The following is a 17,846-nucleotide window of genomic DNA, read 5'->3' as shown; positions in this document are numbered from 1 at the left end:
CTACGAACCCTGCGGCTGGCTTGCCGCCGTGGTCGACAGCCGCGGTCCCGTCGGCAGGAACAGGGACCAGGCCGCCGGAATGGGTGCCGGGTCCACATCGGAGTATCCGAGGTGAATCTGGGCCAGTTGGGCTTCCTGCTGCAGCTCCTTGCGTCTCTGCGCGGTCATGCCGTACTCGGTGCCGTCCGAGTCGCTGTCGGCGTTGGACTGCATGGCGTAGCGCAGGCCGGTGTCAGTGACGAGGAAGAGCCCGCCGACCTTGGTGTCCGTGCCCTGGTACTGGCGGTAGAACTGGCCCGATCCGGGGGTCACGTAGGCGCTCGACGACCCGGTGGGGAGCGTGGCCGGGAAGTCCGTGCCCGCCCAGGTGCTCAGGGTGGTCCGCGTGCCGTCGGTCTTGTCGACGTCGCGCAGGACGTTGCAGACGGTGTTGCGGCTGCCACCCGAGAGGTCCGCGTCGTTGACCGCCCTCGGTTCGAGGCTCGGCCACTTCTGGTCGGCCGCGAACGCGGTCGTGGCGGGCTCGAACGCACCCGCGCTGACGTCGAGGGCCTTTCCGGCCTGGCCGAGACCGACCAGGGCACTGCTGTTGAGGAGGAGCTTCGCGGTGAAGTCCGAGACGGGCAGCACCTTGCCCTGCTCGACGAGGAAGTACTGCTGATGGTCGCCGTCGGGGGCCCGGAGGACCATGCCGACCTGGTTCGCCTTGTCCGGCAGGCTGCCCTGGATACCGGCGGGCGCGCTCACCTTTCCCGGAACCTGCGGAAACTTGATCTGATCACCCATGTGCAGGGTGTCGAGCCAGTCCCGCGACACCTGCTCGGGCTGCCGGCCCAGACCGACCAGGGTGCGCAACAGCAACTCGTTGTTCTTGTCGACCGGGTACGCGGTGCCGTGGGCGTCCACGATGTAGCGCTTGTCGCTCGGATCGGCGACGTACAGGATGTCACCGCCGCTGAGCTTCTCGCTGGGCCCCTCGGTCTTGTTCATGTCACGGGCTGCGAGGACGAACGCGGCCTTCTGGACGGCTCTGCCGCCCGCGCTCGGGCGCTCGCAGACGGCCCAGCGCTTCTCGGCGCCGGCCTCCTGGCTGGAGGGCAGGCGGTCGGGGGCGTACGGGATGCCGATGGTGACGCCGTGCGGGATCTTTCCGTTGTCCAGGACCGACTCATCGACGGTGACCACCTCACCCTTGCCGTCGGCAAGAAGGAGTTTCGCCGACGCCATGTTGAGCACCGGGTGCAACTCGGTCCTGCCGTTCGTGGTGAGCACGACGTACCGGGTGGTGGACTTGCTGGCGATGATCACCTTTTCGCCCGGGGTGTCCCAGCCTTGCGGGGCGGTCGGCCGGAACATGCCCCAGGCGCCGAACACCGCCATGACTACCACTCCGACGACGGTGCTGGGCAGGATCGCCCGCAGGGGCTTGGGGGCTCCTTCCTCCGAGCCGTCGGAGGAAGGCTGGACGAACGCCGCGAGCATGCGCTGCTTCGCAAAGGTGTAGGCGTTGAGTTGATCCCGCCGAGATGCCATCTGCCCCTGATTCTCCCCGTGTGCCGTCCGGATGGGGGCCGGAGACCAGCGTCTCCGTTCCTCCGCTGTCGGACCGACCCCCTACTATGCCTTGTGTCAGATCGCCTCCGTGGAACGGGTAGGGTACCGGGGCTCTCAAGGGCCTTGCTCAGGAGCGGATTTCCAGCGAATTGCAGTGAAAACGGGGGATGAATTGAGGGCTTCGGGGACTCGGGCCCGCACTCGCCGGCAGGAGCGGACACCTGCTCCTTCCGCGACCGGTCCGGAACCGGCGGGACCGCGGCCGGCACCGCCCGGGGGACAGCACGCCCCGGACGCGGTACTTCTCCACGTCCGCCCGACGCAGTCCGGTTCGTTCCGTCTGCAACGGCTTGTGCTCCCGCAGCTCGCCGCTGCGGCACTCGTCGTCGGATGGGTCATCAGCCCTGTGGTCCTGGTCCCCGCCGCGGTCGTGGCGGTGTTGTTGGTCGCTCTCGCGTTCGTCCGGCGACGGGGTCGGTCGCTGCCCGAATGGATCGTCACGGCACGCGCGCTGAAGGCACGTCAGCGCAAGGCCGCCACCACCCCGATACCGCCGGGTACGGAACCATCCCTGGTTCCCGCTCTGGAATGCGAACCCGCGCTGCGCACGTACTCCTACGGCCGCCGTGACCAGCGGCCGGTCGGTGTCGTCGGGGACGGCACGTTCGTCACGGCTGTGCTCCAGGTGGAGGCGGACGCGACGGCGTTGCGGGCCGAGCGGAGCCGGCAGCCGTTGCCGGTCGCGCTGGTGCGGGACGCACTGGAGGTGGACGGGATCCGGCTGGAGTCCGCGCAGATCGTGCTGCACACCCAGCCGGCGCCCGCGCTGCATCTGCCCAAGCAGTCCGTCGCCGTCGCCAACTACCTTCCGCTGCAGGAGCGGACGGGCGCCCCGGCGGTGCGCATCACCTGGATCGCGCTGAAGCTCGACCCCGAGCTGTGCGCGGAGGCCGTGGCCGCGCGCGGTGGCGGGCTGCTCGGCGCGCAGAAGTGCGTCGCGCGGGCCGCGGACCATCTGGCGAGCCGGCTGACCGGCGCCGGGTTCCGCGCACGGGTGCTCGACGAGGAGGAGCTGGTCGCGGCGCTCGCCACCTCGGCCTGCGCCAACCCGCTGGTCACCGCCGAAGCCGGGCGCGGGGAGACCCGGGAGCGGCGCACGGAGGAGTCCGGGCACAGCTGGCGCTGCGACAATCGGCGGCACACGACGTACTGGGTCAGGCGCTGGCCTCAACTGGGCGAGGCCCGCGGCGAGTCGTTGCCGCACTTCGTCGCCCGGGTCACGGCGATACCGGCCCTGGCGACCACGTTCAGCCTCACTCTGGCGAAGGGCGAGCGGCAGGAGGTGTCCCTGGCCGCCCATCTGCGGGTGACCGGGCGCAGTGACGACGAGCTCGTGGCGGCGCGCCGGGCGCTGGAGAGCGCGGCCCGGCAGGCCGGGGCCGGTCTGGCCCGGCTCGACCGCGAGCAACTGCCCGGGATGCTGGCCACGCTGCCCCTCGGAGGTGCGCGGTGACGACGATTCCGACGACGCCCGCGATACCGGGCACGGGGGCGGATACGGATACGGGTGCTGGTGCGGGGCCGTCGGTGGGCTCCGGTCCGCGCCGGGGGATCGAGCTGTTGCGGCACGGGCTGGGGCTGATCGGGCCCCGGCACGGGCGACACGGGCTGTCCGTGCAGCAACTGGACGCGTTCGCGCTGCCCATCGGGGACGACGGCGTGGTGGCCGGTGTCGACGCCGAGGGCCAGCCGGCCGTGCTGGGGATCAACCGGCCGACGGCGTACGACGTCGTGCTGATCGGCGGGCTGTGGACCGCTCAGGTGCTGGCGCTGCGCTCGGCGGCCACGGGCGCCCGGGTCGCGGTGGAGACGGGCAGGCCTCAGGCCTGGATGCAGATGGTGCACGCGATGGGCGGCGGGCAGAACGGTCTGTCCGTGTACGACGTCGGCCGTGTGCCGCCGCAGGGCGCCTCAGCCGGTACACCCGTGGTGGTGGTGCGGGACTGCGGTATGCGGCCGCCACGCGGACGCGTGGTGTCCGGGCCCTGGCAGTCGGTGCTGACGCTGCTGCCGTATCTCAGCCCCGTCGCGCCCCGGCTGCTGCGGCAGGCGCGGCTCGCGGGTATCCAGCGGGTCTCGCCGGACGAGGCCGCCGAGCTGGGGCGCACCATGGGACTGACGCGGGCCGAGGTGGAGTCGCTGCCGGCGTTGCCCGACGGTGTCACCCTGTGGTGCACGGATCGTGACCGGCAGTATGTGCTGACGCAACCCACCGACCCCGAAGTCGGATTGTTGGGCGCACCGCGTCGGATGGACTGAACTGCCCGTATCTGACCCATTTGTTCGTCGCGGGTGCGTTTCCTGTTCGTCACTTGTCTGCCGGTTGCTCCCTGATTTCTCCACCCAAGCCATGCGGCCGGTGCGGCGGTTCGGGGCGTTCGGGCTCGGCTCGAAGGTGGGCGGGCCTGCCGAGGTACGGCTCGTGGTGATTAGGCTGGGAGCGGGCGCGATGCACGACCCGTCGACCGGTCGTCGGTGTCCCAGGGGGAGAACCGCCGGATCGGGCTGCCCCGAACGACTACGGACGACTCGGAACGACACGACATGGTCGCCCCGGCACGACATGAGGGTGCTCGACCACACCAGGAGGAACTGTGAGCAGCGATCGGGACGGGATGCGCGGGGGCTGGGCCACACCCGGCGATGACCAGCCCGACGCGGAGTCCGCCATCGAGATGACGGGCGAGTTCACCATCGACTACGCCCCGCCCGCCTGGTACACGCAGAACGCGTCCGGCACGTCAGGCTCCGCGGGTACGGCAGAGGAATCGGGCGGCGAGGGCCGGGCCACCGGGGCGGACGGCTCCGGCGACGCGGGCGCTCAGGCCGCTCCCCCGAGGCCGGTCTTCCCGTCGAACACGCCGGCGCCCGGGCCGGCTCCGCAGCCACCCGCCGTCCACCCCTCCGGCACCCCGCCGCAGGGAACCCCGCACGCACCTCCGCAGGGCGCGCCGCACGCACCGCCCCAGGGCGCTCCGTTCACGCCCCCGCAGGGAGCTCCGTATGCGCCTCCGCAGGGGGCTCCGTACACGCCTCAGCCGGGGACGCCGTTCACACCGCCGCCTCCGCCCCCGGCGGCGCAGGGCGCGCCCTACGCGGCGCCCGTGCCGCCCGCGCCACCCACGCCGCCCGCCGGGAATCCCGTGCCCATGCCACGGCTGCCGGACGGCTTCGAGCTGCAGCAGCCGCAGCCTGCCCCGCAGGCCCGGCCGGAGGCAGTGGCCCCGGAGGCCGTGCCCCCGGCCGCCGTGGTCGAGCCGGAGACGAGCAACGGGGACCTGGAGAGCGGGGCCACCATGCGGTTCTCCGCCGTGGCCCTGAAGCGCGAGATGGCCGACATCGCCGAGCGCGCTCGGACGGCCGCGGAGCAGCCCGCGTCGGACGACGAGGGCTCCGGTACGGCTACGGCCGACGGGTCGGCCGACGGTGACACGTCCGAGGCGGCCGCGCTGGCCGGCTCCGCCGAGGGTGCCGAGGAGCCGGGCGGCCAGGAGTCCGGGGACTCGGTCGTCGCCGAGGACGGCTCCGGGCACGACGGCGCCGCCCTCGACGGACCTGAGGCCTCTGGCGCCGACGCCGACGCCAACGCCGACGCCGACGCCGACGCCGACGCCGACGGGAGTGAGGACCGGGGCGAAGTCCAGGCCGAGGGCAAGGCCCTGGCCGGGGACACGGCCGGCGCCCAGGAGGAGTCCGCCGACGGTGCCGAGTCCGGCGACGCCGAGTCCGACAGCGCCCGGGCTGACGCCTCGAAGGCCGCTTCCTCGGAGCCCACGGACGCCGTCGCGGCCGAGCCCGGTCCCCAGGACGCCGTACCGCCCGCTCCTCAGGACGCCAGGCCCGCCTGGTCGCCGCCGACCGCCGCGCCGCAGAGTGGGGTGCCCCCGCTGCCGCCTTCCTACCAGCCCGCCGCGCCCGCCCCGGCGAGCCAGTGGCCCGGGCAGCCGGCAGCGCCGCAGCAGCAGCCCGGTCCCACGCCCGGTCAGCCGCAGCCGCAGCCGGCAGCCGCGCAGGGGCCCGGTGGCGCGCCCGGACAGCAGCCGCCGTTCCAGCCGCAGGCCCCGCAGCCCGCGCCCGCCGCCTGGAACCAGCCGAACCCGCCCCACCAGCCCAACCAGCCCAACCAGCCCGGCGTACCCACCGCACCGCAGCCGGGTCAGCCGACGGCGCCACCCCAGGGACCGGGACCACAGCCGAACCCGGCGGCCCCCGCCGCGGGCGGCTACGGCTTCCCCCAGCCACCTGCGCCGCAGCAGCCCGCACCCAACGCCCAGCCCCAGCCCGGTGGTTACGGCTTCCCGCAGCAGCCCAACCCCCAAGCACCCACCCCGCAGAGCGGCTACGGCTTCCCCCAGCCGGGCAACCCCAACGCCCAGGGCCAGCCCGGCGGTTACGGCTTCCCGCAGCCGCCGCAGAGCCCGCAGAGCCCCCAGGGGCCCGGCGGCGCACCGGCGGCCGAAGGCCACCAGGCGCCGCAGGCCCCGCATGCTCCCCACGCCCCGCAGGACCCGCATGCGCCGCAGGGCCCGCACGCCCCCGTCGACCCCCGTTCCGGTGCCGCATGGCCCCAGCCGCTCCAGCACGACCAGCGGCAGCCCACCAACCCCGGTGCCGCGCCGCTCGGTTACACCGCCGCCGTGGAGCTTTCCGCTGACCGGCTGCTCAACAACAAGAAGCAGAAGGCGAAGAGCGGGCGGCCCACCGCGGCATCCAGTCGCTTCAAGATCGGCGGCAAGAAGGAGGAGGCCGAGCGGCAGCGCAAGCTGGAGCTGATCCGCACGCCCGTGCTGTCCTGCTACCGGATCGCGGTCATCAGCCTCAAGGGCGGCGTGGGCAAGACCACGACGACCACCGCGCTCGGCTCCACCCTCGCCACCGAGCGGCAGGACAAGATCCTCGCCATCGACGCGAACCCGGACGCCGGTACGCTCGGGCGGCGCGTGCGCCGGGAGACCGGAGCCACCATCCGTGACCTCGTGCAGGCGATCCCGTACCTGAACTCCTACATGGACATCCGGCGGTTCACCTCGCAGGCGCCCTCCGGTCTGGAGATCATCGCCAACGACGTCGACCCGGCCGTCTCGACCACGTTCAACGACGAGGACTACCGGCGCGCGATCGACGTGCTCGGCCGGCAGTACCCGGTGATCCTCACCGACTCCGGCACCGGTCTGCTGTACAGCGCCATGCGCGGCGTGCTGGACCTCGCCGACCAGCTCATCATCATCTCCACGCCGTCCGTGGACGGCGCGAGCAGCGCCAGTACGACGCTGGACTGGCTGTCCGCGCACGGGTACGCCGACCTGGTCTCCCGGTCCCTGACCGTGATCTCCGGGGTCCGCGAGACCGGCAAGATGATCAAGGTCGAGGACATCGTGTCCCACTTCGAGACGCGGACCCGCGGGGTCGTGGTCGTGCCCTTCGACGAGCATCTGGCCGCCGGTGCCGAGGTCGACCTCGACATGATGCGGCCGCGGACCCGCGAGGCGTACTTCAACCTCGCCGCGCTGATCGCCGAGGACTTCGTACGGCACCAGCAGGCACAGGGCCTGTGGACCAGCGACGGCAACCCGCCCCCGGTGGCCGCCCCACCGATGCCGGGCCAGGCGACGCCGGGACAGCCGTACCCTCAGGCCCCCGGCCAGGAGCTGTACACCGGGCCGCAGCAGCCCTATCCGGCGCAGCCGGGACAGCCGTACCCGCCGCAGGCACCGGGTCGGCAGCCCTACCCGCAGGCCGCGCCGGGCCAGCGGCCGTACCCGCCGCAACAGCCCGGACAGCCGTACGGCTACCCCCAACCGCCCCAGCAGCAGTAGAACGGCACGAGGAAGGGCGGCCGGTGCGCATTCCGCATCGGCCGCCCTTTCCGTTGCACCGTTACACCGTCTACGAGAAGAGGACTACTCCTCCTCGGCGATGATCTCCCGGCACCGCTTCACATCCGCGGCGATCTGCTCCAGCAGGGCGTCCAGCGAGTCGAACTTCGCCTGGCCGCGGACGTACGCGAGGAAGTCGACGGCGACATGCAGGCCGTACAGGTCGAGGCCGACACGGTCGATGGCGTACGCCTCCACCGTGCGCTCGGTACCGTCGAACTGCGGGTTCGTGCCGACGGAGATCGCGGCCGGCATGGCCTCGCCCTCGACGTGCAGATAGCCGGCGTACACGCCGTCGGCGGGGATGGCGGTGTGCGGGAGAGTCTCGACGTTGGCCGTCGGGAAGCCCATGTCGCGGCCGCGCTGGGCGCCGCGCACGACCACGCCCTCCACGCGGTGCGGGCGGCCCAGGATCTCGCGGGCACCCGCGACGTCACCCTCGGCGACCAGGCGGCGGGTCAGGGTCGAGGAGAACGGCAGACCGCCGCCCGCCTCGCCGGTGACGTACAGGTCGATGACCTCGACCTCGAAGTCGTAGACCTTGCCCTGCTCGGTGAGGAACTCGACGTTGCCGGCGGCCTTGTGGCCGAAGCGGAAGTTCGGGCCCTCCACGACCGCCTTCGCGTGCAGCTTGTCCACCAGGACCTTCACCACGAACTCGGCCGGCGACAGCTTCGAGAACTCGGTGGTGAAGGGGAGGATCAGGATCGCGTCGACGCCCAGCTCCGCCATCAGCTCCGCGCGGCGGTGGTGCGGGGCGAGCAGCGGCGGGTGGCTGCCGGGGCGGACGACCTCGCTGGGGTGCGGGTCGAAGGTGACGACGACGGCCGGCACGCCCAGCTCGCGGGCGCGGTCCACGGCGTGCTTGATGATCAGCTGGTGGCCGCGGTGGACGCCGTCGTAGGAACCGATGGTGACGACGCTGCGCCCCCAGTCCTGGGGGATGTCCTCCAAGCCACGCCAGCGCTGCACTGTGACCGCTCCTCGAACCCGTGTCCATATCGACTCTTAAGACTTGCGCAGGTCTAAGGGTGCCACGCCGGGTCCCCCGCGCCCGCATCGGTAGGGAGGCTGTGACGGGGCGCACGTTCGGGACCACCGCCTGCCTCCCGGCTTCCGCCCCGTCCGTCACCGCGGCGGCCGTTCACGCGGGTACGCGGACGCCCGCGAGGTTCTCAAGCATGCGGCGGGTGCTGGGGCCCACCACGGCGGCCCAGTCGTCCGGGGTGGCGGCCAGCCAGCGGGCCATTTGCGCGGCGAAGCCGGGTACCTGGCGGCCGAGGTCGACCAGGCCGCGGTCGAAGCGGGTGGCTCCCTCGGGGGTGCGGACGAGGAGCAGGCCGGTGCGGTGCACGAGGCCGCGGACCTCCTCCTCCCGGCCGTCGCCGTGCTCGGCCGCCGCGTGCAGGACGGCGTCCAGCACGGAGGGGGCCTGTTCCCCGGCGAGGAGGAGCTCCAGCAGCTCGCGGCGGAGCGGACGGCAGGCGGGGGTGCCGGCGGCGGCGAGGACCGTGGCGAGGGCCGCGCGGAGCTGTTCCGGAGCATTGTCGAGCAGGCCGGTGACCAGGGGCAGCAGGGCCGGGCGGGTGGTGGGGCCCTGGGCCAGGCGGCGGTCGATGTGGGCGGCGACGGGCCCCGCGGTCGCCGGGCGCAGCCGTACCGCGTCCTGGAGCAGCGCCGCGACACGGCCGGCGAGGGCCGGGGTGGTGACATCGGTGAGGGTGCGCAGCGCCTCCCCGGTGTCCGGGCCGCTCAGCCGGGCGCGGAATGCCTCCAGGACCGGTTCGGGGTGGGTGGTCAGGGCCGGGGCCAGGGCGCTCGCCGGGAACTGCGGGTCGCCTTCGGCGAAGTGGCGCAGGGCCACGGCGAGGTGCCGGTCGCGGGTGTACGGGTCGCGGACCAGCAGGGCGAGGGCGCCGCCGTGCAGGGTGCAGTCGGCGGGGCGGGCGAGCAGGGCGAGGGCGGCGTAGCGCAGCAGTTCGCGGTCGGCCTCCGAGCGGACGTGGGGGGCCGCGCTCAGACCGTACGTCACGGCCGCGACCCGGCGGGCGGGGCGCTCGTCGTGGGCCCAGCGGTCGACGGCGCGGCAGACGGCCGACGGCTCGTCCTCGGCGAGCGTGGCGAGCAGTTCGTCGGCGCGCCGGTGCGCGCTCGCGACGAGGATCTCGGTGAGGTCGTCCAGCGCACCGTGCCGGTGGGTGTGCAGCAGCGCCTGTGCGGCGGTCGCGACGGTGGCGTGCGGGGTCGCGGGCAGCGGCCGTTCGTCGTCGAACCAGCGGGTCAGCCGTGGCTGTACGGCGGCGGGCGCGGCGGCGAGCAGCCGGGCGACGGCGTCGAGGTAACGCTCGCCGGCCCGCTCGCCGGCCTCCGGGGGTGCCTGGTCGGCCAGCACGAGCCGGCGCAGCAGGTCGAACCGCTCGGTGTCGGAGACCGGCAGCTCGGTCCAGAAACCGGGACCGAACTCGCCCGGTACGGGCCGCTCCACGCGCCGCCAGGCGACGATGCGGTCGGCGAGCAGCCGCAGCACGTCCGTGTACGGTGTCGCGTCCGGAACCTGGAGCAGGGTGCGGGCGAGCAGCCGGGCGGCCCACCAGGAGCCGGGGTAGCGGTCCACGGCGTCCGACAAGTCCCGTAGGCGGTCGGCCAGTTGGTGGGTGCCGTGCTGCCGGGCGAGGAGCAGCAGGGCCTGGACGACGGGTCCGACGCGATGGTGCGGCACGGGTACGGGAGCGGTCTCCCGCGCGGTGTCGGGGCGGTGGACCAGGGCGCGCAGCGCCTCGTCGAGGTCGAGGTGTATGCCCTGGATCCAGTCGGCCAGTTCCTCGTGCGCGAAGCGGTAGCCGCTTCCGGCCGGGACCAGGAGGCCCTCGGCGAGTACGGCGGACGCCCACCCGGTGCCGCCGCCGAGCCGGGCCGGGGCGGGACCCCACGGGAACACCGCCTCGAAGGACGCGCGCTCCAGCTCGCCCTGTCCGGGCCCGAGGCTGCGCCGGGCGGCCTCGTGCACCTGCCCGGCCACACGCGCGGCGAGCCGGCGTACGGCCGCGCCGCGCAGCCCGCTCTCGGCGGCGAGCCGGACCGCGATCCGCAGACACATCAGGTCCAGGTGGGCCGCGAACACCTCGTGCCGGTCGACGGGCGCGGCGACAGGGGCGTCCGGGGCGGCGGCCCGGACCTCGGACAGCAGCCGGAGGGTGAGCGGATGCCGGGCGTCGCGGTCGGTGAGGACCCCGTCGGGGATGCCGTACCGGGCACGGGCCGCGCGGGCCTCGTCCGCCGTGAGGTCGGGGAGGCGCAGGCAGGGTGGGAGGGGCGTGGAGGCTGGGGCGGTCATCTCGGCGGTTGCCGCGCAGGCCAGGGAATCCGCCGGTGCCGGCGGAGCCGCCGGGGAGTACAGCAGGTCGGCGGGGAACTCCGCTCCGGCGCGCTCCCAGTACTCCTCCCGGCAGGCCACCACCAGGCGCGCCCCGGTCGTGCGCAGCCAGGCGGCCGTTCCCCTGGTCCACTCGGGCAGGCGGTGGGCCAGGACGGGGGGCATCTCCTCGGGGCCGTCCAGGAGGAGCAGCAGCGGGCGCCCGGCCAGCGCGGCGAGGCGGGCCAGATGTTCGGGCCCGAGGTCGCCGAGGTCCTCGGTGTCGACGGAGCGGGCGGCGGCGACGATCCGGGCGGCCCGTTCCAGGGTGCGGCGGGCGGCGTCGGCCACGGAGTCGTCGGCGTCCTCCAGGTCGGCGCCGCGCAGCCACAGCGTCGGGGCGGGGCGTTCGCCGCCGGCCCGGCGGGCGGCGAGGGCCGCGAGTTCCGTCGTACGGCCGCTGCCCGAGTCGCCGACGAGCCCGAGCACGGTCCGGTCCCCGGCCGTGAAAGCGGCCAACTCCCGTACGACACCGTGGCGTTCGACCGGTTCCACGGTGCCGGCGAGGAAGCCGTGCGGGCCGTTCTGGCCGACCGAGGTGGCGGTCAGCTGCTGGATCCCGGCCAGGTTGAGGTCGGCGCCGTAGGCGGGCACGGTGGCCGCGTTGCGGTCGAGCAGTTCGGCGAGGGGGCCGTCGGCGGGCCGGAGCGGCACCGCGAAGCCCGTGTCGCGCTGGTCGGAGCGCAGGGCGGTGCCGAGGACGCCGAGGACCGCGCCGGTCTCCGCGTCGACTACTGGTCCCCCGGCCGCTCCGCCGCCCAGCCGCAGCGCGTCCCGGCCGGCGGTGCCGATGGCCAGCTCCAGTGCGTCCGGCAGGAGGCGGAAGCGGTCGGTGGCGGTGTACGTCACCTCGGTGGCGGCCAGCACCCGCGCCTCCCGCCAGCAGCCCGCCGGGATCCGTACGTAGGTCCCGGCGTCGATCCGCTCCCGCACGGTCAGCGGCAGCGGCTCCAGGCCCAGGCCCTCGGTACGGACCAGGGCCAGATCGAGGTCGGGCAGCGGGGTGACGGCGTCGGCACCGACCACACAGGTGAGGTCGCCCGCGGTCTGCAGGACCACCCGGACCAGGCCGTCGACCGCCTCGTGGCTGGTGAGCAGGGTGCCCTGGTGATCGACGAGGAACCCGACGCCTCGGGGGCGGCCGGCGAGGTCGCGGATCTGGACGAGGGGCGGAGCGGGGCGGGAGGTGTCATGAGGCGGATGGGGTGCGTGGGGGGTGTGAGGTGGATGAGGGGCGGATGGGGTGCCGGTGGTGTGCCAGGTGCCTGTGGTGTAGCCGGTGCCCGTGGTGCCGTCCGGGCCGGTAGCGCTGTCCGGGCCGGTAGCGCTGTCCGGGCCGGTGAAGTGGCCCGTGCCCGTGGTGTAGCCGGTGCCCGTGATGCCCCCGGGCTCCGTCTCCGTACGGTCGCCAGGTGGCCGTCGGATGCCGTCCGTCGTCTCCCGCGTACCGTCCGTCGTCTCCCGCGTACCGTCCGCCGCCGACCGGCGAGCGCCCCCGGTGCGCGGGCCCCGTCCCGCCATGGCCGTACCTCCCCGCCCGTACCGCGTGCCCTGTCTCGACCCCTGTCTCGACGGTAGGCGCGCGATGATCGGCGGGACCAGATCGCGCGGCGAACGCGCCCCCTTCCGCTCCCCTGGTTCACTCCGAGCGCCTGCCCGGACGGGTGAATAGGCGGGAGCCCGTGGATAACCCTAGAGGTGGGGGAACCGAGGGGGGACCGTGGAGCGGCGGCAGGGGCCCACCCCGTGGCCTGCCGCCGCTCCACGGACGACCCGCCGGGGGTCCGTGGCGGGATGGCTCAGCCGAACACGGCCAGGCTCTTCGCCTTGCCCTTCTGCTCCTCGACCAGCGCGAGAAAGCGGCCCTCGGGGTCGAAGACGGCGACGGGACCGGCGCCCGCGTACTCGTTGGGCATGTCCAGCCGGACGCCGTTCAGCAGCAGCCGGGCGCGCCGGGCGTCCACCTGCCAGCCCGGGAACGCGGCCGCGGCGGCCTCCGCGATCGGCATCACGGTCAGCTCCTGCTGGAGCTGGTCCAGCGTCCTCGCCGTATCGATCCTGTACGGCCCGACGCGCGTCCGGCGCAGCGCCGTGAGGTGGCCGCCGACGCCCAGGTCGGCGCCCAGGTCACGGGCGAGGGCGCGGATGTAGGTGCCGGAGGAGCAGACCACGGACACGACCAGGTCGAGGACCTGGGTGCCGTCGTCGGCGACGGCGTCCCGGACGTCGTACACCGTGAACGAGGAGATCCTCACCGGCCGGGCGGGGATCTCGAAGTCCTCGCCCTCGCGGGCCCGCTTGTACGACCGCACGCCGTCGATCTTGATGGCGCTGACCTTGGACGGCACCTGCATGATGTCGCCGGTCAGTTTGGCGATCCCGGCGTCGATGGCGTCCCGGGTCACCTCGGACGCGTCGGTGGACGAGGTGATCTCGCCCTCGGCGTCGTCGGTGACGGTGTTCTGGCCCAGGCGAATGGTGCCCAGGTACTCCTTCTCCGTGAGGGCGAGGTGCCCGAGGAGCTTGGTGGCGCGCTCGACACCGAGGACCAGGACGCCGGTCGCCATCGGGTCGAGGGTGCCGGCGTGGCCGACGCGGCGGGTCCTGGCGATCCCGCGCATCTTGGCGACCACGTCGTGCGAAGTGAAGCCCGACGGCTTGTCGACAATGACGAGGCCGTCGGGCGTGGTGTGCTTCTGGGTCATTCCGCGGCGTCGCCGTCCGTCTCGGTCGTGTCGTCGTCGGCGGGCTTGCGGTACGGGTCCGCCCCGGCCGCGTAGGACGCGCCCGCGGAGGCCTCGCGGACCTTCGCGTCGGACTGCCGTGCCTTGTCGAGGAGGTCCTCGATGGTCTTGGCGGTGTCCGGCAGGGCGTCCGCGACGAAGGTGAGGGTCGGCGTGAACTTCACGCCGGCCGCGCGGCCCACCTCGGAGCGCAGGATGCCCTTGGCGCTCTCCAGGCCCGCCGCCGCGGCCTTCCGCTCCTCGTCGTCGCCGTAGACCGTGTAGAAGACGGTCGCCTCCCGCAGGTCACCCGTGACCCGGGTGTCCGTGATGGTGACGTGCGAGCCGAGCCGCGGGTCCTTGATCCCGCGCTGCAGCTTCTGGGCCACCACCTCCCGGATGAGGTCCGCCAGCCTTTTCGCCCGCGCGTTGTCGGCCACTGGTCCGTCTCCCGTTCTTTCTTCTTCTCTGCGTTCTGTGGTCTGGTCGTCGTCAGTCGTCTTCGCCGTGGAAGCGGCGTCGGACCGACAGCAGCTCCACTTCGGGGCGGCCGGCGACCAGCCGTTCGCACCGGTCCAGTACGTCGGTGAGGTGCGCCGCGTCGCCGGACACCATGGCGAGGCCGATGACTGCTCGCCGGTGGAGGTCGATGTGGTCCACCTCGGCCGCGCTCACCGCGAACTTGCGCTGGAGTTCGGCAACGATCGGGCGGACGACGGAGCGCTTCTCCTTCAGCGAGTGGACGTCGCCGAGGAGGAGGTCGAAGGACAGCGTCCCCACGTACATGTTGTGTAGCCGGTTCACCCGCCGGCACGGGATCGATGGCCCCGGGTCCGTGTGGCCGGGGACATCAAGAACGGTACCGCGTCCCTGCCGGGGGCTCGACAGGGTTTCCTGGGCACCGTTGGCCTGCGGGCCGCCCGGGGGCTCCGCCCCCAGACCCCGCTCACCACCCGGGAGTCCGGGATCGGAGCCCCAAGGAACGGCGCGCTGGCCGGCAGAGCCGAAGCCCCGCCGGCCAGCACGAACCGTCGGCTGTTACGCCCGCGGCTTCTCCCGCATCTCGTACGTCGCGATGACGTCGTCCACCTTGATGTCGTTGAAGTTGCCGAGGTTGATACCGCCCTCGAACCCTTCGCGGATCTCGGTGACGTCGTCCTTGAAGCGACGCAGGCCCTCGATGTTGAGGTTCTCCGCGACCACCTTGCCGTCGCGGACGAGGCGGGCCTTGGTGTTGCGGCGCACCTCGCCGGACCGGATGAGGACACCGGCGATGTTGCCCAGCTTGGACGACTTGAAGACCTCGCGGATCTCCGCCGTACCGAGCTCGACCTCCTCGTACTCCGGCTTGAGCATGCCCTTGAGGGCCGCCTCGATCTCCTCGATCGCCTGGTAGATGACCGAGTAGTACCGGACGTCCACACCCTCGCGCTCGGCCATCTGCGCCGCGCGGCCGGCCGCGCGGACGTTGAAGCCGATCACGATGGCGTCGGAGCCCATGGCCAGGTCGATGTCCGACTCCGTGACCGCACCGACGCCGCGGTGCAGGACGCGGATGTCGACCTCTTCGCCGACGTCCAGCTGGAGCAGGGAGGACTCCAGAGCCTCGACCGATCCGGACGCGTCGCCCTTGATGATCAGGTTCAGCTGCTGGACCTCGCCGGCCTTCAGCACCTTGTCCAGGTCCTCCAGCGACACACGGCGCGTGCGCTTGGCGAAGGCCGCGTTCCGCTCACGGGCGGCGCGCTTCTCGGCGATCTGACGGGCCGTACGGTCCTCGTCGACCACCAGGAAGTTGTCGCCCGCACCCGGGACGTTGGTCAGGCCCAGGACCTGGACCGGCGTCGACGGGCCGGCCTCGGCGACGTTGTTGCCGTTGTCGTCGAGCATGGCGCGCACCCGGCCGTAGGCGTCGCCCACGACCATCGTGTCGCCGACCCGCAGCGTGCCTCGCTGGACGAGGACCGTCGCCACGGCACCGCGGCCGCGGTCGAGACGGGACTCGATCGAGATGCCCTGCGCGTCCTGGGCCGGGTTGGCCCGCAGGTCGAGCGAGGCGTCGGCCGTGAGGACCACGGCCTCCAGCAGCGAGTCGATGTGCAGACCCTGCTTGGCGGAGATGTCGACGAACATCGTGTCGCCGCCGTACTCCTCGGCCACGAGGCCGTACTCGGTCAGCTGACCGCGCACCTTGGTCGGGTCGGCACCCTCGACGTCGATCTTGTTGACCGCGACGACGATCGGGACGTCGGCCGCCTTGGCGTGGTTCAGCGCCTCGACCGTCTGCGGCATGACGCCGTCGTTGGCCGCGACGACCAGGATCGCGATGTCGGTCGACTTCGCACCACGGGCACGCATGGCGGTGAACGCCTCGTGACCCGGGGTGTCGATGAAGGTGATCTTGCGCTCTTCGTCGTTGACCTCGGTCGCGACCTGGTAGGCACCGATGTGCTGGGTGATGCCGCCGGCCTCGCCCGCGATGACGTTCGTCTTGCGGATGGCGTCGAGCAGTCGGGTCTTGCCGTGGTCGACGTGACCCATGACGGTGACGACCGGCGGACGGACCACCAGGTCCTCCTCGTCGCCCTCGTCCTCGCCGAACTCGATGTCGAAGGACTCCAGCAGCTCGCGGTCCTCCTCCTCGGGGCTGACGATCTGAACCGAGTAGTTCATCTCGTCGGCGAGGAGCTGCAGCGTCTCGTCGGAGACGGACTGCGTGGCCGTGACCATCTCGCCGAGGTTCATCATGACCGCGACGAGGGACGCCGGGTTGGCGTTGATCTTCTCCGCGAAGTCGGTGAGCGACGCGCCGCGGGAGAGACGGATGGTCTCGCCGTTGCCGCGCGGCAGCATCACGCCGCCGACGCTCGGGGCCTGCATGGCCTCGTACTCCTGGCGACGCTGCCGCTTCGACTTGCGGCCACGACGCGCCGGACCACCGGGACGGCCGAAGGCGCCCTGCGTGCCACCGCGGCCACCGGGACCGCCGGGACGGCCACCGAAGCCGGGACGGCCACCGCCGCCACCACCGGGACCGCCGCCGAAGCCGCCGCCACCGCCGCCGGGACGACCGGCGAAGCCGCCGCCACCGCCCGGACGGGCGCCACCACCGCCGCCACCGGGACGACCGGCGAAGCCGCCGCCACCGGGACGACCGCCGCCGCCGGGACGACCCGCACCGCCGGGACCGCGACCGCCGCCACCGGGGCCCGGACGCGGGCCGGCAGCGGGACGCTGCGGCATCATGCCGGGGTTCGGACGCGGACCGGCCGGGCCGGGACGCGGACCGCCCTGCGGACGGGGCATGCCGGACGGGCTCGGACGGGAACCGCCGGGAGCCTGCGGACGCGGACCGCCGCCCTGGGCGCCGGGCGCCTGCGGACGGGGACCGCCGCCGGGGCCGCCGGGGCCCGGACGGGCGCCACCCTGCGGGCGCGGGGCCTGCGGGCGGGCCATGCCGGTGGAGCCACCGGACGTGAAGGGGTTGTTGCCCGGGCGCGGACCGGCCGGACGGGCACCCGGACGCGGGGCCTGACCGGAACGCGGACCACCCTGACCCGGACGGGCCGCCTGGCCCTGGCCGGGACCGCCGGGACGGCCGCCACCGGGCTTCGGCGCACCGGGACGGGCGCCGGGACGCGGACCCTGCGCGGCCGGGGCCTGCGGGGTCTGAGCGGCGGCGGCCGGCGGAGCGGTGAACTCCGGGGCTGCCGGAGCCGGACGCGGCGCGGGCTTCGGACCCGGAACCGGTCGCGGGCCCGCGGCCGGCGCGGGCGCCGAGGGAGCCGACGGGGCGGCCGGCGGCTGGGCAGCGGGCGCCGTCGGAGGCTTGGGGGCCGCCGGCTTCGGGGCAGCCGGACGTGCCGCCTGCGCCGGAGAGGGCGCGGCGGGCTTGGGGGAAGCCTTGCGCGGGGCGGGCTTACCGGCGGACTTGCCGTTGCCACCGCCCTGGAAGGCGTCGGTCAGCTTGCGTACAACCGGCGCTTCGATCGTCGAAGACGCCGAACGGACGAATTCACCGAGTTCCTGGAGCTTGGCCATGACGACCTTGCTCTCCACACCGAACTCCTTGGCGAGTTCGTAGACCCGGACCTTAGCCACTTCGCTCCTTTGAGGTCCGGGTTGAAGCCGGACCGTCGCTAGTTCATGGGCGTACTCATCGCGTACTCATCGAGTGCTCATCGCAATCTCGACCTGCTTTCGACTCGCGAGGTACCAGGC

General features: G+C 73.4%; 10 protein-coding genes. 3 read left to right on the top strand and 7 right to left on the bottom strand.

Annotation, left to right across the window (positions count from 1 at the left end):
• Complete coding sequence (gene eccB / locus AV521_RS26795) at positions 1–1,533, bottom strand: type VII secretion protein EccB (RefSeq protein ID WP_076091499.1); 1,533 nt, start codon at positions 1,531–1,533, stop codon at positions 1–3.
• 193 nt (positions 1,534–1,726) lie between these two features.
• Here eccB and eccE point away from each other — a divergent pair, with 193 nt between their 5' ends.
• The 3 genes from eccE to AV521_RS26780 all read left to right on the top strand — a co-directional run bounded on the left by eccE (position 1,727) and on the right by AV521_RS26780 (position 7,430).
• Positions 1,727–3,067, top strand: a complete 1,341-nt coding sequence (gene eccE, locus AV521_RS26790; RefSeq protein ID WP_371917067.1) for a type VII secretion protein EccE — start codon at positions 1,727–1,729, stop codon at positions 3,065–3,067.
• Positions 3,064–3,873 carry a hypothetical protein gene (locus tag AV521_RS26785; RefSeq protein ID WP_371917066.1) on the top strand — a complete coding sequence of 270 codons (810 nt, stop codon included), beginning with the start codon at positions 3,064–3,066 and terminating at the stop codon, positions 3,871–3,873. Before eccE ends, AV521_RS26785 begins: the two co-directional genes overlap by 4 nt.
• Positions 3,874–4,208: 335 nt before the next feature.
• Complete coding sequence (locus AV521_RS26780; RefSeq protein WP_076091495.1) at positions 4,209–7,430, top strand: SCO5717 family growth-regulating ATPase; 3,222 nt, start codon at positions 4,209–4,211, stop codon at positions 7,428–7,430.
• An 84-nt stretch (positions 7,431–7,514) separates the two neighbouring features.
• On the opposite strand, the gene AV521_RS26775 is transcribed toward AV521_RS26780, so the two are convergent.
• The 6 genes from AV521_RS26775 to infB form a co-directional block, all read right to left on the bottom strand.
• Positions 7,515–8,462: a bifunctional riboflavin kinase/FAD synthetase gene (locus AV521_RS26775; protein ID WP_076091493.1), complete on the bottom strand. Its 948-nt coding sequence runs from the start codon at positions 8,460–8,462 to the stop codon at positions 7,515–7,517.
• Between the two features lie 172 nt (positions 8,463–8,634).
• Positions 8,635–12,423 carry a trypsin-like peptidase domain-containing protein gene (locus tag AV521_RS26770; RefSeq protein WP_107481025.1) on the bottom strand — a complete coding sequence of 1,263 codons (3,789 nt, stop codon included), beginning with the start codon at positions 12,421–12,423 and terminating at the stop codon, positions 8,635–8,637.
• Positions 12,424–12,701: 278 nt separating this feature from the next.
• Entirely contained in the window at positions 12,702–13,607 is a 906-nt protein-coding gene (gene truB / locus AV521_RS26765) for a tRNA pseudouridine(55) synthase TruB (protein ID WP_076091491.1), read from the bottom strand.
• Positions 13,604–14,065, bottom strand: coding sequence for a 30S ribosome-binding factor RbfA (gene rbfA / locus AV521_RS26760; RefSeq protein WP_076091489.1), 462 nt, complete (start codon positions 14,063–14,065; stop codon positions 13,604–13,606). The genes truB and rbfA overlap by 4 nt, the downstream gene beginning before the upstream one ends.
• A gap of 52 nt (positions 14,066–14,117) precedes the next feature.
• Positions 14,118–14,411, bottom strand: a complete 294-nt coding sequence (locus AV521_RS26755; protein ID WP_023546363.1) for a DUF503 domain-containing protein — start codon at positions 14,409–14,411, stop codon at positions 14,118–14,120.
• Positions 14,412–14,663: 252 nt separating this feature from the next.
• A complete protein-coding gene (gene infB / locus AV521_RS26750; protein ID WP_076091487.1) occupies positions 14,664–17,726 on the bottom strand; it encodes a translation initiation factor IF-2 in 3,063 nt (1,020 codons plus the stop codon).
• Between the last annotated feature and the right edge of the window lie 120 nt (positions 17,727–17,846).

This window comes from Streptomyces sp. IMTB 2501 (genome assembly GCF_001953885.1).
GTDB lineage: Bacteria > Actinomycetota > Actinomycetes > Streptomycetales > Streptomycetaceae > Streptomyces.
This window is presented reverse-complemented; position numbering and strand designations above follow the sequence as displayed.

Coding starts and splice junctions, on each gene's coding strand:
- AV521_RS26755 (WP_023546363.1), bottom strand. CDS start 14,411: ATGTACGTGGGGACGCTGTCCTTCGACCTCCTCCTCGGCGACGTCCAC.
- truB (WP_076091491.1), bottom strand. CDS start 13,607: ATGACCCAGAAGCACACCACGCCCGACGGCCTCGTCATTGTCGACAAG.
- eccB (WP_076091499.1), bottom strand. CDS start 1,533: ATGGCATCTCGGCGGGATCAACTCAACGCCTACACCTTTGCGAAGCAG.
- AV521_RS26770 (WP_107481025.1), bottom strand. CDS start 12,423: ATGGCGGGACGGGGCCCGCGCACCGGGGGCGCTCGCCGGTCGGCGGCG.